The organism is Streptomyces sp. WZ-12 (assembly GCF_028898845.1).
Taxonomy (GTDB): domain Bacteria; phylum Actinomycetota; class Actinomycetes; order Streptomycetales; family Streptomycetaceae; genus Streptomyces.
Window position 1 is genome coordinate 4,080,591 of record NZ_CP118574.1, and the last position, 16,275, is coordinate 4,096,865.

Below are 16,275 nucleotides of genomic sequence, written 5' to 3' on the forward strand. Positions count from 1 at the left end.
GCCCGCAGCCGCCCCTCGCCTCAGGTCGCCGGCCGCGTCGTGTGCCACGGCCTGGCCGGCACGGTCGCCCGGCCGCCCGCCCCTGTGCCCCCAGTGGTGCGCGCCGACGGATTCCCGGGCGCGGCCGACGGCGACGCCCCCGTGGACGACGAAGGAACCGGCCCCGTGGACCGCGGCGTCGGATGCAACGACGGCGAAGGCGGCGCCGGCGAGGGTGCGGGCCGCGTAGCCGCCGAACCGGCCGCCCCCGTCGGCTCCCCCGGGCCCGGCGCCGGCTCCGTCGCCCCGTGCCCCTTCATCGTGACGACGGTGCCGCCGGGTTCGATGACGATCGCGGACTGCCAGCGGCCCTCGGGCTCCCGGTCGTGGTCCACGTAGACCGTGATCCGCACCTTCTGCCCCGGTTTCAACTCCCCCGCGGTGTGGCTCATTTGGATCCAGGGCGCGCCCGACGACGCGCGCCAATGCACCGGGGTGCCACCGGAGGCCCTGATCGTGATGGCGGTGGTGCCGGCGTCCGGCTGCGCGGCGACCGTCAGCCGCCCCGGCCCGTGCTCCTCCCGTCCGCTGGGCGGCGTCGGACCGGCGCCCGCACCCAGCACCGCGACGGAGACGTCCGACGCCCCCTCGCCGGCCCGGGTGTGGGGCCGCGGCGACGTCGGCCGGGCGTTGCCCGCGTTCGCGTACGGGCGGCCGTCCAGCCGGTCGCCGGTCACCGCGCCCTCGACCGCGTTGGCCGCCACCGTCGTCGGCAGCACGTCCACCCCGCCGGTCTCCGGGGCGCTGCGGTAGGCCACCCACAGCGCGAGCACCGGCGCGGCCAGCACGGTCGCCACGACGGTGGTGGTCAACGCGCGGTGGCGCAGCCGCCGGCGGCGGGCGGTGCGGTCGGTGGGGGCGACCGGGAATCCCCGGCGGTCATAGCGTGGAGAACCGTTTGCTCCACCGTTCCGGCCGCCGGGGGCCGGGCCGGCCCCGGGCACGCCCTCGGCCCGGCCCGACCGCGCCGCCCGGGCCGCCACCAGTGCCGCGCACACCGCCGAGCGGTCCGCGGTGACCAACGGCAACGCGCCGTGCGCGGCCGGCGCGGTGCCCGGCCAGGGCCCGGCGGCGGTGGCCCGCTCGGCGGTCCGCCGGCACTCCGCGCAGTCGTCGACGTGCCGCACCAGCTCCCGGCGGAGCGTCGCGCCCAGCAGCAGCTGGCTGCCGCCGGCGAGCCGCGCGACGTCCACGCACCGCCCGAACTCGACCACCGCCAGCGCCGCCCTGGTCCGCTCCACCTCGCAGGAGGCGGCGGCCAGCAGCGTGCGGGTGGCGGTCGGGTCGGCGCCGGTCACCGCGGCGATGTCGTCCGGCGCCAGCCGGTGGCGCACCGACAGCTCCAGTACCTCGCGCTGCTCGGGGGTGGTGCCGGCCGCCTCCGGCCAGGCCAGCGCGGCCAGTTCCCGCTGCCGCGCCGGGGTCCGCCCGGGATCGGCGGGGTCGGTCCCGCGCGGGCCGGCCTGTTCGGCGAGCCGGCGCAGGCACGCCCAACGGGCCAGCGCGTAGAGCCAGGGGCGGAAGAGGGTGGTGTCGTCGGGGCGCCGACCGTGCTGGCGCTCGGCGAGCGCCAGCGTCTCGCCGAGTACGGCGGCCGCCGCGTCGTGCTCGCACAGCACGGACAGGCAGTAGGTGAACAGCCCGTCCAGATGGGGCTCGTAGCGGTCCTGGTGCTCGGGGTGGCGGGGCCGCCCGTCTGTCTGCGGCCGGTGCCGACGCGGCTCGGCGGTGCGCGACCGGAGTGCGCCGGTGGTGTGCGTAGGGTGCTCGGGCCTGCTGCTCATCACCCCGGCGACGGTAGGCGGATGATGCAGCCACGCCCGCGCGGCAGGGTCACTTTTAACCCTTACGGGTGACCATCTCCCTCAAAAGAGGACACAGATCTGCTATTCGGCCGCGGCGCGCGCTCGGCGCGCACCACCCGCCCGGCGCAACTGCCGCCGGCACCCCCGCTGTCACACCCCGCCGCTACGGTTGGCGTCATGGCAACTCGTAAAGCGTCGGCCAAGGAGCGCCCCTCATACCGCTGCACGGAGTGCGGCTGGACCACCGCCAAGTGGCTCGGCCGCTGTCCGGAATGCCAAGCGTGGGGCACGGTCGAGGAGTTCGGCGGCACCCCGGCGGTGCGCACCACCGCGCCCGGCCGGGTCACCACCGCCGCGCTGCCCATCGGCCAGGTCGACGGCAGGCAGGCCACCGCCCGCTCCACGGGCGTGCCGGAGCTGGACCGCGTGCTGGGCGGCGGGCTGGTCCCCGGCGCGGTGGTGCTGCTGGCCGGCGAGCCCGGCGTCGGCAAGTCCACCCTCCTGCTGGACGTCGCCGCCAAGGCCGCCTCCGCCGAGCACCGCACCCTCTACGTCACCGGCGAGGAGTCCGCCAGCCAGGTCCGGCTGCGCGCCGACCGCATCCGCGCCCTCGACGACGACCTCTATCTGGCCGCCGAGACCGATCTCTCCGCCGTCCTCGGCCACTTGGACAGCGTCAAGCCCTCGCTGCTGATCCTGGACTCCGTGCAGACCGTCGCCTCCCCCGAGATCGACGGCGCCCCCGGCGGTATGGCCCAGGTCCGCGAGGTCGCCGGCGCGCTGATCCGGGCCTCCAAGGAGCGCGGCATGTCCACCCTCCTGGTCGGCCACGTCACCAAGGACGGCGCCATCGCCGGCCCCCGTCTCCTGGAGCACCTGGTCGACGTCGTGCTGCACTTCGAGGGCGACCGGCACGCCCGGCTCCGCCTCGTCCGCGGCGTGAAGAACCGCTACGGCACCACCGACGAGGTCGGCTGCTTCGAGCTGCACGACGAGGGCATCACCGGCCTCGCCGACCCCTCCGGCCTCTTCCTCACCCGCCGCGCCGAGCCGGTTCCGGGGACGTGCCTGACGGTCACCCTGGAGGGCCGCCGCCCCCTGGTCGCCGAGGTCCAGGCGCTCACCGTCGACTCCCAGATCCCCTCCCCCCGCCGCACCACGTCCGGCCTGGAGACCTCCCGGGTCTCGATGATGCTCGCCGTCCTGGAGCAGCGCGGCCGGATCAGCGCCCTCGGCAAGCGCGACATCTACAGCGCCACCGTCGGCGGCGTGAAGCTCAGCGAGCCGGCCGCGGACCTCGCCGTCGCCCTCGCCCTGGCCAGCGCCGCCAGCGACACCCCGCTGCCGAAGAATCTGGTCGCCATCGGCGAGGTCGGCCTGGCCGGCGAGGTCCGTCGGGTCACCGGCGTCCAGCGCCGCCTGGCCGAGGCCGCCCGGCTCGGCTTCACCCACGCCCTGGTCCCCAGCGACCCCGGCAAGATCCCCGCCGGGATGCGGGTCCTGGAGGTCGCCGACGTCGGCGAGGCGCTGTCCGTGCTGCCCAAGCGGGTCCGCCGGGAGGCCCCGCGGGAGGAGGAGACGCGCCGGTAGACTTTGCCCCGGTCTCGCCCGTCACCGCCGTCCCACCGCCGGCTGCGTAGCTCCTGGGTACTCTCCTCGTGGTACGCACCGCGGCACCGGCCGGGCGGCCCGGACCGACAGACCATGCGACGGAGGAGTGCAGTGGCAGCGAACGACCGGGCGTCGTCTCCCGGCAGGTCCGCGGGGACCGGCACCGAGAGCCTGATGCGCGCCTCGCTGAGCGCCGTCGCGCCCGGTACGGCGCTGCGCGACGGCCTGGAGCGCATCCTCCGCGGCAATACGGGCGGCCTGATCGTCCTCGGCTTCGACAAGACCGTCGAGTCGATGTGCAGCGGCGGCTTCGTCCTCGACGTGGAGTTCACCGCCACCCGCCTGCGCGAGCTGTGCAAGCTGGACGGCGCCCTGGTCCTCGACAAGGACATCACCAAGATCCTGCGCGCCGGTGTCCAGTTGGTGCCGGACGCCTCCATCCCCACCGAGGAGACCGGCACCCGCCACCGCACCGCCCAGCGGGTCTCCATCCAGACCAACTTCCCGGTGGTCTCGGTCAGCCAGTCCATGCGCCTGATCGCGCTCTACGTGGACGGCGAGCGCCGCGTACTGGAGGAGTCCGCCGCGATCCTCTCCCGCGCCAACCAGGCGCTGGCCACCCTGGAGCGCTACAAGCTCCGCCTCGACGAGGTCGCCGGCACCCTCTCCGCCCTGGAGATCGAGGACCTGGTCACCGTCCGGGACGTCTCCGCGGTCGCCCAGCGGCTGGAGATGGTCCGCCGGATCGCCACCGAGATCGCCGAGTACGTCGTCGAACTGGGCACCGACGGCCGCCTGCTGGCCCTCCAGCTCGAAGAGTTGATCGCCGGCGTGGAGCCGGAGCGCGAGCTGGTCGCCCGGGACTACGTCCCCGAGCCCACCGCCAAGCGCTCCCGCACGGTCGCCGAGGCACTGGCCGAGCTGGACGCGCTCACCCACACCGAGCTGCTCGAACTCCCCATCGTGGCCCGCGCGTTGGGCTACAGCGGCTCCCCGGAGACGCTGGACTCGGCGGTCTCGCCGCGCGGCTTCCGGCTGCTGGCGAAGGTCCCTCGCCTCCCCGGCGCGGTCATCGACCGCCTGGTGGACCACTTCGGCGGCCTCCAGAAGCTCCTCGCGGCCTCCGTCGACGACCTCCAGGCCGTCGAGGGCGTCGGCGAAACCCGCGCCCGCTCGGTCCGCGAGGGCCTCTCCCGCCTGGCGGAGTCGTCCATCCTGGAACGGTACGTGTAACGGGGCATGCGGCGTTGTGGGCCGTCCGGCCCACAACGCCCCGCCACGCATCGCTTCACGGTGCGCCGGGCGCCACGCCCGCGAAGCGGGAATACCCGCCCCCCATCCGCGCGTTGAGGGCCCCACAGGGGGCGCTCACGTCCCCTACGGGATGCGTTCGGCACCCCCCTAAGGCCCGGCGGCCCGTCCCGCCCCACCGCAAGCCGCCGCCTACCCCAACGCCGCCGCCTCCTTCTCCTCCGGCAGCCCCACCGCCGGCCGGTCCGGCCGCAGCGGTGCCACCCCGCCGATGCTCCGCAGCCACTCCCAGGTGTCCGCCACCGTCTCGGCGACCGGCCGGCACCGCAGCCCGGCCGCCAACGCCTTGCCGACATCGCCCCCGTAGAGCGCCTCGCATTCCGGTCCGCCCTGCGGCAGCCAGATCGGCAGCTCCGTCCACGGCGCGATGCCCGCCGCGAGGACGTCCTCGGGTGCCGTCCAACGGAGTTCGGCCGACGCCCCGGTGACCCGCACGCAACTCTCCAGCAGCTCGCCCATCGTGGCGTGCCCCGGCTCGCTCACCAGGTTGTAGCCGCCGGACCGCCCGTCCCGTACGGCGTCGAGGATCCACTCCGCCAGGTCGCGGGCGTCGATGTACTGGAGCGCCAGGTCGCGCGGGCCCGGTGCAAGGACCGGCCCGCCGCGGGCGATCCGGGTCAACCACCACGGCAGCCGCCCGATGTTCTCGTACGGGCCGAGGATCAGCCCGGCGCGGACCAGCAGCGCCCGGTCCGAGAACGCCTCGACCGCGGCGAGTTCGCCGCCCCGCTTGGCCCGCGGGTAGTCGTCGGCGTCGGCGTCGTCCGGGGAGCCCTCGACCAACGCGGCCGTCTCGCTGATCCGTTGGGTCGGCGGAAAGGCGTAGACCGAGGCGCTGGAGACGTAGGCGTAGTGCCGGACCCGGCCGGCGAGCAGTCGGGCGGCGTCCCGGACCGCGACCGGCGCGGCGCTCCAGGTGTCCACGACGGCGTCCCACTCGCCGTCCTCCAGGGCGGCCAACCCGCCCGCCGCCAACCGGTCGCCGTGCCGCACGGTGACCCCTTCGGGCGCCGCGTGCCGCCCCCGGTTGAAGACCGTCACGTCCCAACCCCGGGCCAGCGCCGCCTCGGCGACGGCCCGCCCCACGAACTCCGTACCGCCCAGAATCAGTAGCTTCATGACGGCGACTGTGCCGCAGCGGCCCGGACGTCACCAGCCGCGCACGCTCTCAGCGAATCCCCTACGGGCGGAACTTCCGGAGGCCCCTGCTCCGGGACGTCATGACAACTGCCGTCGGCCGTCCCCGACCGGCAGCCCGGACCGCCGACCGCCGACCCGCGGCCGTCAGCCCTTCGCCAGCGCGAACGACGTCTTCGCCGCCGTCAGTCCCGGCACCTTCGCCTCGACCAGGTACTTCCCGGCCGGCACCGCCGCCGCGCTCGGCGTCGCGCACTGGGGGCCGCTGGCCCGGCGGTCCCACTCGACGGTGCGGGTCACGGTGCCCTTGGCGGGCACCTGGAGCAGCGCCGGGGAGCTGTTCGACGGGCAGTCGTCGGAGGCCCACACCCGGTCGTCGGCCGTGGCGTCGTCGATGGTGAGCACCGTCGCCTTGCGCCCGAGGTCCACCTTGCAGGCCGCGCCCCCGGAGTTGGTCACCTTCAGCTCGAACTTGGGCTTCTCGTCCGGCGCGTAGGAGTCCTTGAGGCTGCGCAGCGCCAATTCCACCGTTCCGGATGCGCAGTTGGGGAGGGCCGCGCCCGCCGCGACGGGGGCGTCGCCGCCCGCCGGCTGACCGATCGGGATGCCGCCGGAACCGGCCCCGCCGGCCGCCGAACCACCGCTCCCGCCGCCGACCGCGCCCGCGCCACCCGCGGTCCCGCCACCGGAACCACCGCCCGACCCCGACGCCCCGCCGGCGCCCGACTCATCGCGGCCGCCGGGCTTTTGACTGATCGCCGGTCCGCTCGGCACGGGCCCCGGCGTGATGGAGGCGGCGGGTCCGGATCCCTGCGCGCCCTTGCCCTCGTTGGCCGTCTTCTCGTCGCCCCCGCCCAGCGTGAGGATCCACACCACCAGGGCGATCAGGAGGACGGCGACGGCCAGCGCAACGGCCCTCCGCCGCCAGTAGATGGAGGACGGAAGCGGCCCGATCGGATTGCGCAGTGATCCCACGCGAAAACTCTACGAGAGATCCGGACCGGCACCGGCCAGTACCCGCCGCATCAGGCTGCAACTTTTCCCATCATCGGCCCGGTGACGGTCCGCGGCGGCCCTCCCCAACGCCCGTGCGCCGCCCAACGGGACAACGGCACGACGAAACGGGGGCGCAAGAGCCGCGGCCGCCCGCCCGCCGGCGCGCCGTTGCGCCTATGCCCGCCACTCTTCCTTGTGGCCGAAACCCTGCGTGTTGTCGATCAACCGCAGCCAGTCCGGGCGCAGTTCCCACAGCGCGGTCCGCTCCAGGGCCGCGCGCAGCCGCTCGTCGGCCGCGACGAAGGGGAATCGGGCCGCGTAGACGCGCCACCCGGCGTCCCGCTCGTCCCCGTTCAACGGACGGCAACCACCGCGCCCCTGAATCCCGGTCAGTCCGCTCCACTCCTGGCCGTCCCGCTGCACCGTGAACGCCACCCGCGCACCGGGCTCCCCCAGGGCCCGGCCGTGCCGGGTGCTCGTAGCGGTGACGAAGTACAGCGCCGGCGTCCCGTCGGCGGCCTCCCCGGCCGCGTAGAGCACCGCGCACGCCTGCGGCCCGTCCGCGTCCGCGTACGCCAGTGTCACGGTGGTGTGCGCGTCCAACGCCCGCCGGATACCGGCCGGACACGCCGCGCCCCCGATATCCCCGGCGTCCCGGTCGTCGCCCCGCTGCCCGTCGCTCGTCCGCTTCTCCACGCTGCCGCCCGTGCCGCCCATGTCGCTCACGCACCCATCCTCGTACGCCCCTGCCACCCCATGCGCATCGCCCGCCCCCTTCCTGCGTGTGGGTGGGCGCGCGGCGGGGCGGGGCGGGTGCGTTTCCCGGGGGCGGGCGGGCGTGCCAGGATCGGCACTGCCATGACTTCCACGCCTGCCATTCCCAGTGCCATGACCGCCGCCGCCGAGAACGCCTCCGCCGCCGCATCGGCCGCGGAGGCCGCGGACGGGACCGGGCTGCACCGCCCCGTCACCGACTGGTTCGCCGAGCACGCACGCGACCTGCCCTGGCGCCGCCCCGAGGCGGGCGCGTGGGGCGTGATGGTGAGCGAGTTCATGCTCCAGCAGACGCCGGTCAGCCGCGTGCTGCCGGTGTACGAACAGTGGCTGACCCGCTGGCCGCGGCCCGCCGACCTCGCCGCGGAGCCACCCGGCGAGGCGGTGCGCGCCTGGGGCCGGCTCGGCTACCCGCGGCGCGCGCTGCGGCTGCACGCCGCGGCCTCCGCCATACAGGAGCGCCACGGCGGCGACGTCCCCCGTGAGCACGCCCAACTGCTGGCGCTGCCCGGCGTCGGCGAGTACACCGCGGCGGCCGTCGCCTCCTTCGCCTACGGGCAGCGGCACGCGGTGCTGGACACCAATGTGCGGCGGGTCTTCGCCCGCGCGGTCACCGGCCGCCAGTACCCGCCGAACGCCACCACCGCCGCCGAGCGCAAGCTGGCCCGCGCCCTGCTCCCCGAGGACGAGGGCCTCGCGGCCCGTTGGGCGGCGGCCACGATGGAACTGGGCGCGCTGGTGTGCACCGCCCGCTCCCCGGAGTGCCACCGCTGCCCGATCGCCGCGCAGTGCGGCTGGCGGCTGGCCGGGTCACCGGCCCACGAGGGCCCGCCGCGCCGCACCCAGGCGTACGCCGGGACCGACCGGCAGGTGCGCGGCAAGCTGCTGGCCGTGCTGCGCGAGGCGCTCGCGCCGGTGCCGCAGGGCGTGCTGGACCAGGTGTGGGACGAGCCGGTGCAGCGGGCCCGGGCTCTGGACGGGCTGGTTTCGGACGGCCTGGTGGAGCCGTTGGGTGGCGGCCGCTATCGGCTGCCGCACTCCTGACCTGACATCGGCCATCGCCGTGGCCCCCGAAACGCGGCGTCAGAGTCGCGTATGTCACGGTCCCGTCATGTGACGTCCCCGTCGTTCTCCTCGTCTTCTCGGGCGCGGTCCCTCCCCAGGGGCCGCGCCCGTCGCTCGTCCCCACCGGGACGGGGGCGGCGCGCCCGCCCCCGCAACGGAAACCGCACGAAGAGACCGCGCCAAAAGAACACGGAAGAGAACCGGGACGGCCGCCCCAACGGAAACCGAACCCCCGCCGAACTGGCCGGATCGCGCCCGAATACGGCGCGTTCCCTCGCTCGTCGACCGCCCCGGGCACCCCCCGCCGCGCCCCGCAGGACCTTTGTCCCCCCAGGTGGGGGCCCGACCTCCGTCGGGAGGATGACGTCGTCACGGGCCCCGTCGGCCCCAGGTATGACCCCCGGCGCGCTGTTACACAACCGACGGTCTTCCGTGCACTCCCTGAGGGTCCGACGCACATTACGTCGCAACACCCCCTCCGTAGCGTCATTCCCGTGCTGGAGATGACCGCCGGCACGGACAACGCGGGGAAACGTAAGCGGATCGGAGGCGTCGGAATGGCGACCAGCGGCGGCAAGGTACTGGACTTCGAAGAGTACGTGCGGACCCGGCAGGATGCCCTGCTGCGCAGCGCCCGGCGCCTGGTCCCGGATCCGGTCGACGCCCAGGACCTGCTCCAGACGGCACTGGTCCGCACCTACGGCCGCTGGGACGGCATCGCGGACAAGTCGCTGGCGGACGCCTACCTCCGCCGCGTCATGATCAACACCCGCACCGAGTGGTGGCGCGCCCGCAAGCTGGAAGAAGTGCCCACCGAGCAGCTCCCCGACGCCAGCGTCGACGACGGCACCGAACAGCGCGCCGACCGGGCCCTGTTGATGGACATCCTCGGCGTGCTCGCCCCGAAGCAGCGCAGCGTCGTCGTGCTGCGGCACTGGGAGCAGATGAGCACCGAGGAGACCGCGGCCGCGCTCGGCATGTCCACCGGCACCGTCAAGAGCACCCTGCACCGCGCCCTGGCCCGCCTCCGGCAGGAGCTGGAGAGCCGCGACATAGACGCCCGGGTACTGGAGCGCGGGCAGCAGGAGCGGGAGCAGTGCGCGGCCTGACCGGCGCCGACGGAACGACCGACGTGCCCGGCACGCGCGGCCCGAGCGTCACGCCCGGTACGGCCGGCAACCCCGGCACGACCAGCACGACCGGTGGCGTAACCAAGCCCACAGCCCGGCACACAGCTTGGCGCGGGACAATCTCCACAGGAGCAGCGGCCGGGCGCACGGCGGCAACGGGATCGGCGGCTGAGCGAGCGGCACGGTGAGCAGGAGCGGATTGTCCAGATACAGGCCGACCAGGAGCCTGACCAGAAGCGGTTTGACCAAGGGCGGCGCGGCCACGGCGGGCGTGGCCGCCGTCGGCCTTTTGCTGGCCGGGTGCAACCCCGGTGGCGAGGGCATACGCAAGGAAGGCGCCGCCAGCCACACCCCCGCGCCCCGGGGCGCGATGAGCGCGACCCCGGCGCCCAGCCCGAGCGCGCACTACAAGAAGGTCAACGCCGTCCAGTTGCTCGCCGACGACCCCAAGGTCGGCCCGGACGTGAAGCGGGCCGTCGCCAAGCCCTGTGCCGCGCACGAGTACCCGATAGAGGTGACCTACGCCTCACTGACCGGCGGCAAGACCCCGGACGTCATCGTCAACGTGATGACCTGCGCGGATTCCGTCGGCATCGGCACGTACGTCTACCGCGCGAAGGCCGGCACCACCGACGGGTATGACAACGTGTACGCGAACGAACAGCCGTCGGTCTACGCCGGGGTGAGCAAGGGCGAGCTGGAGGTCTCCAAGCAGACCTACGAAACCGGCGACAAGGTGTGCTGCCCCTCGGGGGAAGATGTGATGACGTATCGCTGGGCGAACGACCACTTCACCGAGTACGACCGGTACCACACCGACTACAGCAAGACCGCCGTCGACGAGACCCCCGACGACGGCGACGGCGGCACCGGCAACGGCTCCACGGGAACGGAGGGCTAGAGACACCGCCATGGCTGACACCCATGTCCTCTTCGTCGAGGACGACGACGTCATCCGCGAGGCCACTCAACTCGCGCTGGAACGCGACGGGTTCGTGGTCACCGCCATGCCCGACGGACTCTCGGGTCTGGAGGCGTTCCGCGCAAATCGTCCCGATATCGCCCTGCTTGATGTGATGGTCCCCGGGCTCGACGGCGTCAGCCTCTGCCGGCGGATCCGCGACGAGTCCACCGTCCCCGTGATCATGCTGTCGGCGCGCGCCGACTCCATCGACGTGGTGCTCGGCCTGGAGGCCGGCGCCGACGACTACGTCACCAAGCCGTTCGACGGCGCGGTGCTGGTCGCCCGGATCCGCGCGGTGCTCCGCCGCTTCGGCCACGCCAGCGGGCCGGACCGCGCGGGCGCGGCGGCCGCGGAGGACGCCGGCCTCACCGAGACCGTGCTGCGCTTCGGCGACCTGGAGGTCGACACCGAGGGCATGGAGGTCCGCAAGGGCGGCGAGACGGTGGCGCTGACGCCCACCGAGATGCGGCTGCTGCTGGAGTTCTCCACCGCGCCCAACACCGTCCTCTCCCGCGACCGGCTGCTGGAGCGGGTCTGGGACTACGGCTGGGGCGGCGACACCCGGGTCGTGGACGTCCACGTCCAGCGGCTGCGCGGCAAGATCGGCCAGGACCGGATCGAGACGGTCCGCGGCTTCGGATACAAGCTGAGAGGCTGAATCCGCAGGTGGTCAGGCTGGCCCTGCGAACGGGCCTGAGATGGAAACTCAGCGCCGCGATCGCGCTCGTGGGGGCGCTGGTCGCGGTGGCGTTGAGCCTTGTCGTGCACAACGCCGCGCGGGTCTCCATGCTCGACAACAGCCGCGATGTGCAGATCGAGCGGCTCAACTTCACGCAGAAGATCTACGAGTCCACCAACCGCCTCCAGTTCGGCGCGAAGATCGACGACCCGGCGCTGCCGAAGGCGCTCCGCAAGGAGGTCGCGGAGGGCGACCGGGCCACGTTCCTGGAGGACACCGGGCAGACCGCGCCCGAGGTGTGGGCCGCCTCGCCGCTCGGCAACGGGCGGGTGCTGTCGATCCACGACCGCTTCCCCGATCGTTTTCAGGTGCTGGACGACCTGGACCAGGCGCTGTTGATCGGCTCCACGGCGGTGGTCGTCGGCGGCTGCGCGCTGGGCGTGCTGGTCGGCGGGCGGCTGTCGAAGCGGCTGCGGAAGGCCGCGGCGGCGGCCGGGAAGCTGGCGGACGGGGACACCTCGGTGCGGATTCGCGACGAGGTGGGCGGGGGTCGGGTCCGCGACGAGACGGACGATCTGGCGTGGGCGGTGGACGCCATGTCCGACGCGCTCCAGCAGCGCATCGAGGCGGAGCGGCGGGTGACCGCGGACATCGCGCACGAGTTGCGGACGCCGGTGACGGGGCTGCTGACGGCGGCCGAACTGCTGCCGCCGGGACGGCCGTCGGAGCTGGTGCGGGATCGGGCGCAGGCGATGCGGACGTTGGTCGAGGACGTGTTGGAGGTGGCGCGGCTCGACGGGCACGCCGAGCGGGCCGAGCTGCAGGACGTGGCGTTGGGCGAGTTCGTGTCGCGGCGGGTGCGGGCGTTGAATCCGGAGGTCGTGGTCGACATCCTGCGGGATGCCGAGGTGACGACGGATCCCCGGCGGCTGGAGCGCATCCTGGGGAACCTGATCGCCAATGCGACGCGGCACGGGAAGCCGCCGATCGAGGTCACGGTGGAGGGGCGGGTCATCCGCGTCCGTGACCACGGGGTCGGGTTCCCGGAGGCGTTGCTGCGGGAGGGGCCGAGCCGGTTCCGTACCGGGAGCAGCGATCGGGCCGGGGTCGGGCACGGGCTGGGGCTGACGATCGCGGTGGGGCAGGCCCGGGTGTTGGGGGCGCGGCTGACGTTCCGCAACGCGGACGAGTTGACGGACGGGTCCACGGGAGCGGTGTCGGTGCTGTGGCTGCCGGAGAACGCGCCTACGGCTACCGGGAGCTTCCCGGTGATCCAACTGCCGGATCGCTGACGGCTTTTCGCCTGGTGGGGGTTGGGGTGGCCTCGGCTTCTCTCCGTGGGTGGGGCCGGAGGGGCTGTCCCGCCACTTCGCACCAGACCGTCTTGCTCGCCTCCTCCTGCCGTACGCCCCACCGCAGCGCTACGGCGTCCAACAGCGCTATCCCGCGCCCGCTTTCGTCGTCCACGGCCGCTTGGAGGAGGACGGGCAGGGCGCGCGGGTCCGGGTCGGTCACCTCGATCCGCGTCCGCCCGTCGACGGTCTGCGTTACGTGGACGCTGACGGGCGTGCCCTCCCCCACGTGCCGGATCACGTTCCCCACCAACTCGCTGACGCAGAGCTCGACTTCGCACGATGCCGCCGTACCGAGGTACGCCCGCACGGCCCGCCGCAGCAACGGGACCTCCTTCGGTACGGCGAGCAGGTGGACGGTCATCACTGCCCGGCCGCCTTGTGCAGCGCCTCGGTGAGCTGGCGAGCCGTCGCGACGTTGCAGTTGCCGAGCGTGACGAGCGGGGGTGGGTACCGCCCCGCGAACGACGGCAGATCGACGCCCAACGACGGCAACGTGATCCCGTTTTCCCGCAACGCCGCCTTGAGCCCCTCGGTGCATTCGTGCACGTCATCCATGGGTGTTCACCTTTCTGTGCGCATCGTGACGAACTGCTCACAGCCTGGCGTCGACGCCCGTACTTTGGAAGGGAATCGCGTTGCACCCACGCAACCCCGAAGTAGTGACGGTGAGTTATGCCTCCTCGGAAAGACCCTGACCCGTCGGCGAACGTCCAGAGCTTCTACGGCGCCGAGTTGCGCTACCGCAGGGAGAAAGCGGGCCTCACCCTCGAACAGCTAGCGGAAGGCGCGTTCCGCGGCATCTCGCTGCTGAGCCAGATCGAACGCGGCGAGCGCGGCATGCCGATGGATCTGGCGATCCATGTCGACAAGAAGCTCAACACGGACGGCTTCTTCGAGCGGCGTTGCGAAGATGCCGCCAAGGCACGGCGGTCGGGGCATCCGGCTTACTTCGCGGAGATCCCTGATCTGGAGAAGCAGGCGACGACGATCGAGGAGTGGTCGCCGTTCGTTATCCCTGGCCTGCTTCAGACCGAGGCGTACATGCGGAAGCTCTTCAAGACGGCAAAGCCGTGGGGAGACCCCCAAGACGTCGAGGAGAAGGTCCGGGCACGGCTTGAGCGCGCTGAAATCTGGAAGCGCAAGGAACGCCCCTACTACTGGGCGATCCTCCGCGAGGACTTGATCCGCAGGCTTGTCCTCCCACCAGCTGAGCAAGCCGCACAACTGGAACACATCCTCGACCGGATCCGCTCGACACGGAGCGTCCTGCAAATCATCCCCGCATCAACCGCCTTCCACCCCCTGATGCACGGCGGCATGGCCAGCGTCATGACGTTCGCCGACGCGCCACCACTCGTATGGACCGAGAGCGAATTCAGCGGCCAGTCAATCGACTTTCCGCCGCTCGTGACGGACTATCGGAGGTCGTACGATCTGCTGAGGGCCGCCGCACTGCCACCAGAGGCGTCCCTGGCCATGATCGAGGAAGCGGCAAGGGGCTACAACGATGAAGCGCAGCAACAGGATTGACCTGAGCACAGCCACCTGGCGCAAGAGCAGCTACAGCAACGGCGACGGCGCCAACTGCATCGAGATGTCGGACGCTCTCTCCAACCTCGTCCCCGTCCGGGACAGCAAGGACCCCCAGGGGCCCGCACTCGTGTTTCCCGCCGACCGCTGGTCCGCGTTCGTCGCGGCCGTTAAGGGCGGTCAACTGGCCGGCGCCTGAACGCCGAACGGCCCCTGGGGCGCGTAACCACGCGCGCCCCAGGGGCCGTTCACGTACCGACAGGCGTCAGACGGCGACCGGCTCGGCCTCCGCCGCCTCCGCCGCCTTCGCGGTGTCCGCGGCCGGGCCGCCGCGCAGCGGGACCTCCTTGAGGAACCACGCCGCGGCGAAGCCGATGACGCTGATCAACGCGCCCCAGAAGAAGACCTGGTGGGTGCCGGAGGACACCGCGTGGGCGTACGCGTCCTTCACGGCGGCCGGCAGGCTGGGCAGCGTCTTCGGGTCCATCTGGGCGCCGCCGGTGGTCATCTTCTCGCCGGCGACGGGGCCGAGCTTCTCGATCATCGTGGTCTTCACCTGGTTGGAGAAGACCGCGCCCATGATCGCGACGCCGAACGAGCCGCCGATGGTCCGGAACAGGGTGGCCGACGAGGAGCCGACGCCCATGTCCCGCATCTCGACGCTGTTCTGGGCGATCAGCATCGTGGTCTGCATCAGGAAGCCCATGCCGGCGCCGAGCACCGCCATGTAGAGGCCGGACGTGAAGCGCGTGGTGGTGGTGTCCATCAGGGACAGCAGCACCAGGCCCGCGGTGATCAGGCCGCCGCCGACCGTCACGAAGATCTTGTACTTGCCGGTCGTGGTGGTGATCCGGCCCGCGAAGAGCGAGACCGCCATCATCGACAGCAGCATCGGCAGCAGCAGGAGGCCCGAGTTGGTCGCCGAGGCGCCCTGGACGGACTGCTGGTACAGCGGCAGGAAGGTCATCGACCCGAACATCACGAAGCCGACCAGGAAGCCGATCACGGTGACGAGCGAGAAGTTGCCGTTGCGGAAGATCCGCAGCGGCAGGACCGGGTCGCTGACCTTGCGCTCGACGAGGACGAAGGCGACCAGGGCGACGACGGCCAGGACACCCAGGCCCACGATCTGCTTCGACAGCCACTCGTACTGGGTGCCGCCCCAAGTGGTCAGCAGCACCAGCGAGGTGATGCCGACGGTCAGCAGGGCCGCGCCCGCGTAGTCGATGCGGGTCTGCGAGCGCTTCTTCGGCAGGTGCAGCACGGCGGTGATCATGACCAGGGCGATCGCGCCGAGCGGGAGGTTGATGTAGAAGCTCCAGCGCCAGCCGAGGTGGTCGGTGATGGTGCCGCCGACCAGCGGGCCGCCGATCATCGCGACGGCCATGACGCCGGCCATCATGCCCTGGTACTTGCCGCGCTCCCGCGGCGGGATCAGGTCGCCGATGATCGCCATGACGCCGACCATCAGACCGCCCGCGCCCAGGCCCTGCACGGCGCGGAAGCCGATCAACTGGCCCATGTCCTGCGCCATGCCGGACAACGCCGAGCCGATCAGGAAGATCACGATGGACGTCAGGAAGACGCCCTTCCGGCCGTACATGTCGCCCAACTTGCCCCAGATCGGGGTCGAGGCGGCGGTGGCCAGGGTGTAGGCGGTGACGACCCACGAGAGGTGGGACAGGCCGCCCAGTTCACCGACGATCGTCGGCATCGCGGTGCCGACGATCATGTTGTCCAGCATCGCGAGCAACATCGCGATCATGAGCGCAAAGAGCACCATCCGGACACTGGCCGGCTTTTTGCCCGCCGCCTGGTCCGGTATTTCCCCCGTCGGGGTCGCTGTGCGCGACATCCCCATCACTTCCCCATCATTTCT

The 16,275-nt window shown here is 72.7% G+C and carries 16 protein-coding genes; 9 read left to right on the forward strand and 7 right to left on the reverse strand.

The annotated features are described in order from the left end of the window. Positions 1-20: 20 nt before the first annotated feature. Positions 21-1,823, reverse strand: coding sequence for a BACON domain-containing protein (locus PV796_RS17240; protein ID WP_274914157.1), 1,803 nt, complete (start codon positions 1,821-1,823; stop codon positions 21-23). A gap of 198 nt (positions 1,824-2,021) precedes the next feature. Here PV796_RS17240 and radA point away from each other — a divergent pair, with 198 nt between their 5' ends. Continuing rightward, positions 2,022-3,434: a DNA repair protein RadA gene (gene radA / locus PV796_RS17245; protein WP_274914158.1), complete on the forward strand. Its 1,413-nt coding sequence runs from the start codon at positions 2,022-2,024 to the stop codon at positions 3,432-3,434. Positions 3,435-3,566: 132 nt separating this feature from the next. Further along, entirely contained in the window at positions 3,567-4,688 is a 1,122-nt protein-coding gene (gene disA / locus PV796_RS17250) for a DNA integrity scanning diadenylate cyclase DisA (protein ID WP_067348330.1), read from the forward strand. A 210-nt stretch (positions 4,689-4,898) separates the two neighbouring features. On the opposite strand, the gene PV796_RS17255 is transcribed toward disA, so the two are convergent. From PV796_RS17255 to PV796_RS17265, 3 genes are all read right to left on the reverse strand, one after another. Next, a complete protein-coding gene (locus PV796_RS17255) occupies positions 4,899-5,885 on the reverse strand; it encodes an NAD-dependent epimerase/dehydratase family protein (RefSeq protein WP_274914159.1) in 987 nt (328 codons plus the stop codon). A gap of 165 nt (positions 5,886-6,050) precedes the next feature. After that, complete coding sequence (locus PV796_RS17260; protein WP_274914160.1) at positions 6,051-6,878, reverse strand: hypothetical protein; 828 nt, start codon at positions 6,876-6,878, stop codon at positions 6,051-6,053. 195 nt (positions 6,879-7,073) lie between these two features. Beyond that, complete coding sequence (locus tag PV796_RS17265) at positions 7,074-7,616, reverse strand: pyridoxamine 5'-phosphate oxidase family protein (RefSeq protein WP_274919076.1); 543 nt, start codon at positions 7,614-7,616, stop codon at positions 7,074-7,076. A 141-nt stretch (positions 7,617-7,757) separates the two neighbouring features. Between PV796_RS17265 and PV796_RS17270 the strand changes: the two genes are divergently transcribed. The 5 genes from PV796_RS17270 to cseC all read left to right on the forward strand — a co-directional run bounded on the left by PV796_RS17270 (position 7,758) and on the right by cseC (position 12,803). After that, positions 7,758-8,717 carry an A/G-specific adenine glycosylase gene (locus tag PV796_RS17270; protein ID WP_274914161.1) on the forward strand — a complete coding sequence of 320 codons (960 nt, stop codon included), beginning with the start codon at positions 7,758-7,760 and terminating at the stop codon, positions 8,715-8,717. A gap of 524 nt (positions 8,718-9,241) precedes the next feature. Next, a complete protein-coding gene (locus PV796_RS17275) occupies positions 9,242-9,847 on the forward strand; it encodes a SigE family RNA polymerase sigma factor (RefSeq protein WP_376565411.1) in 606 nt (201 codons plus the stop codon). 262 nt (positions 9,848-10,109) lie between these two features. Then, on the forward strand, positions 10,110-10,769 hold the full coding sequence (locus PV796_RS17280; protein ID WP_274914162.1) for a hypothetical protein: 660 nt from the start codon (positions 10,110-10,112) through the stop codon (positions 10,767-10,769). Positions 10,770-10,779: 10 nt separating this feature from the next. Continuing rightward, positions 10,780-11,490 (forward strand): two-component system response regulator CseB, encoded by a 711-nt coding sequence (cseB, locus tag PV796_RS17285; RefSeq protein ID WP_274914163.1) that lies wholly within the window; start codon positions 10,780-10,782, stop codon positions 11,488-11,490. A gap of 8 nt (positions 11,491-11,498) precedes the next feature. Beyond that, entirely contained in the window at positions 11,499-12,803 is a 1,305-nt protein-coding gene (cseC, locus tag PV796_RS17290) for a two-component system sensor histidine kinase CseC (RefSeq protein ID WP_274914164.1), read from the forward strand. On the opposite strand, the gene PV796_RS17295 is transcribed toward cseC, so the two are convergent. Next, positions 12,763-13,227, reverse strand: coding sequence for an ATP-binding protein (locus PV796_RS17295; protein ID WP_274914166.1), 465 nt, complete (start codon positions 13,225-13,227; stop codon positions 12,763-12,765). The two genes, cseC and PV796_RS17295, sit on opposite strands and share 41 nt — an antisense overlap. Continuing rightward, a complete protein-coding gene (locus PV796_RS17300) occupies positions 13,227-13,421 on the reverse strand; it encodes a hypothetical protein (RefSeq protein WP_274914167.1) in 195 nt (64 codons plus the stop codon). Before PV796_RS17300 ends, PV796_RS17295 begins: the two co-directional genes overlap by 1 nt. A gap of 117 nt (positions 13,422-13,538) precedes the next feature. Here PV796_RS17300 and PV796_RS17305 point away from each other — a divergent pair, with 117 nt between their 5' ends. Together PV796_RS17305 and PV796_RS17310 are read left to right on the forward strand one after the other, a co-directional pair. Then, positions 13,539-14,396, forward strand: coding sequence for a helix-turn-helix domain-containing protein (locus tag PV796_RS17305; protein WP_274914168.1), 858 nt, complete (start codon positions 13,539-13,541; stop codon positions 14,394-14,396). Further along, positions 14,374-14,595, forward strand: coding sequence for a DUF397 domain-containing protein (locus tag PV796_RS17310; RefSeq protein WP_274914171.1), 222 nt, complete (start codon positions 14,374-14,376; stop codon positions 14,593-14,595). Before PV796_RS17305 ends, PV796_RS17310 begins: the two co-directional genes overlap by 23 nt. Positions 14,596-14,661: 66 nt before the next feature. Here the strand turns inward: PV796_RS17310 and PV796_RS17315 are convergent, their stop codons facing one another. Next, positions 14,662-16,257: an MDR family MFS transporter gene (locus tag PV796_RS17315; RefSeq protein WP_446750602.1), complete on the reverse strand. Its 1,596-nt coding sequence runs from the start codon at positions 16,255-16,257 to the stop codon at positions 14,662-14,664. Positions 16,258-16,275: the final 18 nt, after the last annotated feature.

Bases quoted from the DNA above. Each gene is read 5' to 3' on its own strand.
- PV796_RS17305 (WP_274914168.1), top strand. From the start codon at position 13,539: ATGCCTCCTCGGAAAGACCCTGACCCGTCGGCGAACGTCCAGAGCTTC.
- PV796_RS17275 (WP_376565411.1), top strand. From the start codon at position 9,242: ATGACCGCCGGCACGGACAACGCGGGGAAACGTAAGCGGATCGGAGGC.
- PV796_RS17255 (WP_274914159.1), bottom strand. From the start codon at position 5,885: ATGAAGCTACTGATTCTGGGCGGTACGGAGTTCGTGGGGCGGGCCGTC.
- radA (WP_274914158.1), top strand. From the start codon at position 2,022: ATGGCAACTCGTAAAGCGTCGGCCAAGGAGCGCCCCTCATACCGCTGC.
- PV796_RS17315 (WP_446750602.1), bottom strand. From the start codon at position 16,257: ATGGGGATGTCGCGCACAGCGACCCCGACGGGGGAAATACCGGACCAG.
- PV796_RS17240 (WP_274914157.1), bottom strand. From the start codon at position 1,823: ATGAGCAGCAGGCCCGAGCACCCTACGCACACCACCGGCGCACTCCGG.
- PV796_RS17265 (WP_274919076.1), bottom strand. From the start codon at position 7,616: ATGGGCGGCACGGGCGGCAGCGTGGAGAAGCGGACGAGCGACGGGCAG.
- PV796_RS17300 (WP_274914167.1), bottom strand. From the start codon at position 13,421: ATGGATGACGTGCACGAATGCACCGAGGGGCTCAAGGCGGCGTTGCGG.
- PV796_RS17270 (WP_274914161.1), top strand. From the start codon at position 7,758: ATGACTTCCACGCCTGCCATTCCCAGTGCCATGACCGCCGCCGCCGAG.
- PV796_RS17310 (WP_274914171.1), top strand. From the start codon at position 14,374: ATGAAGCGCAGCAACAGGATTGACCTGAGCACAGCCACCTGGCGCAAG.
- cseB (WP_274914163.1), top strand. From the start codon at position 10,780: ATGGCTGACACCCATGTCCTCTTCGTCGAGGACGACGACGTCATCCGC.
- PV796_RS17295 (WP_274914166.1), bottom strand. From the start codon at position 13,227: ATGACCGTCCACCTGCTCGCCGTACCGAAGGAGGTCCCGTTGCTGCGG.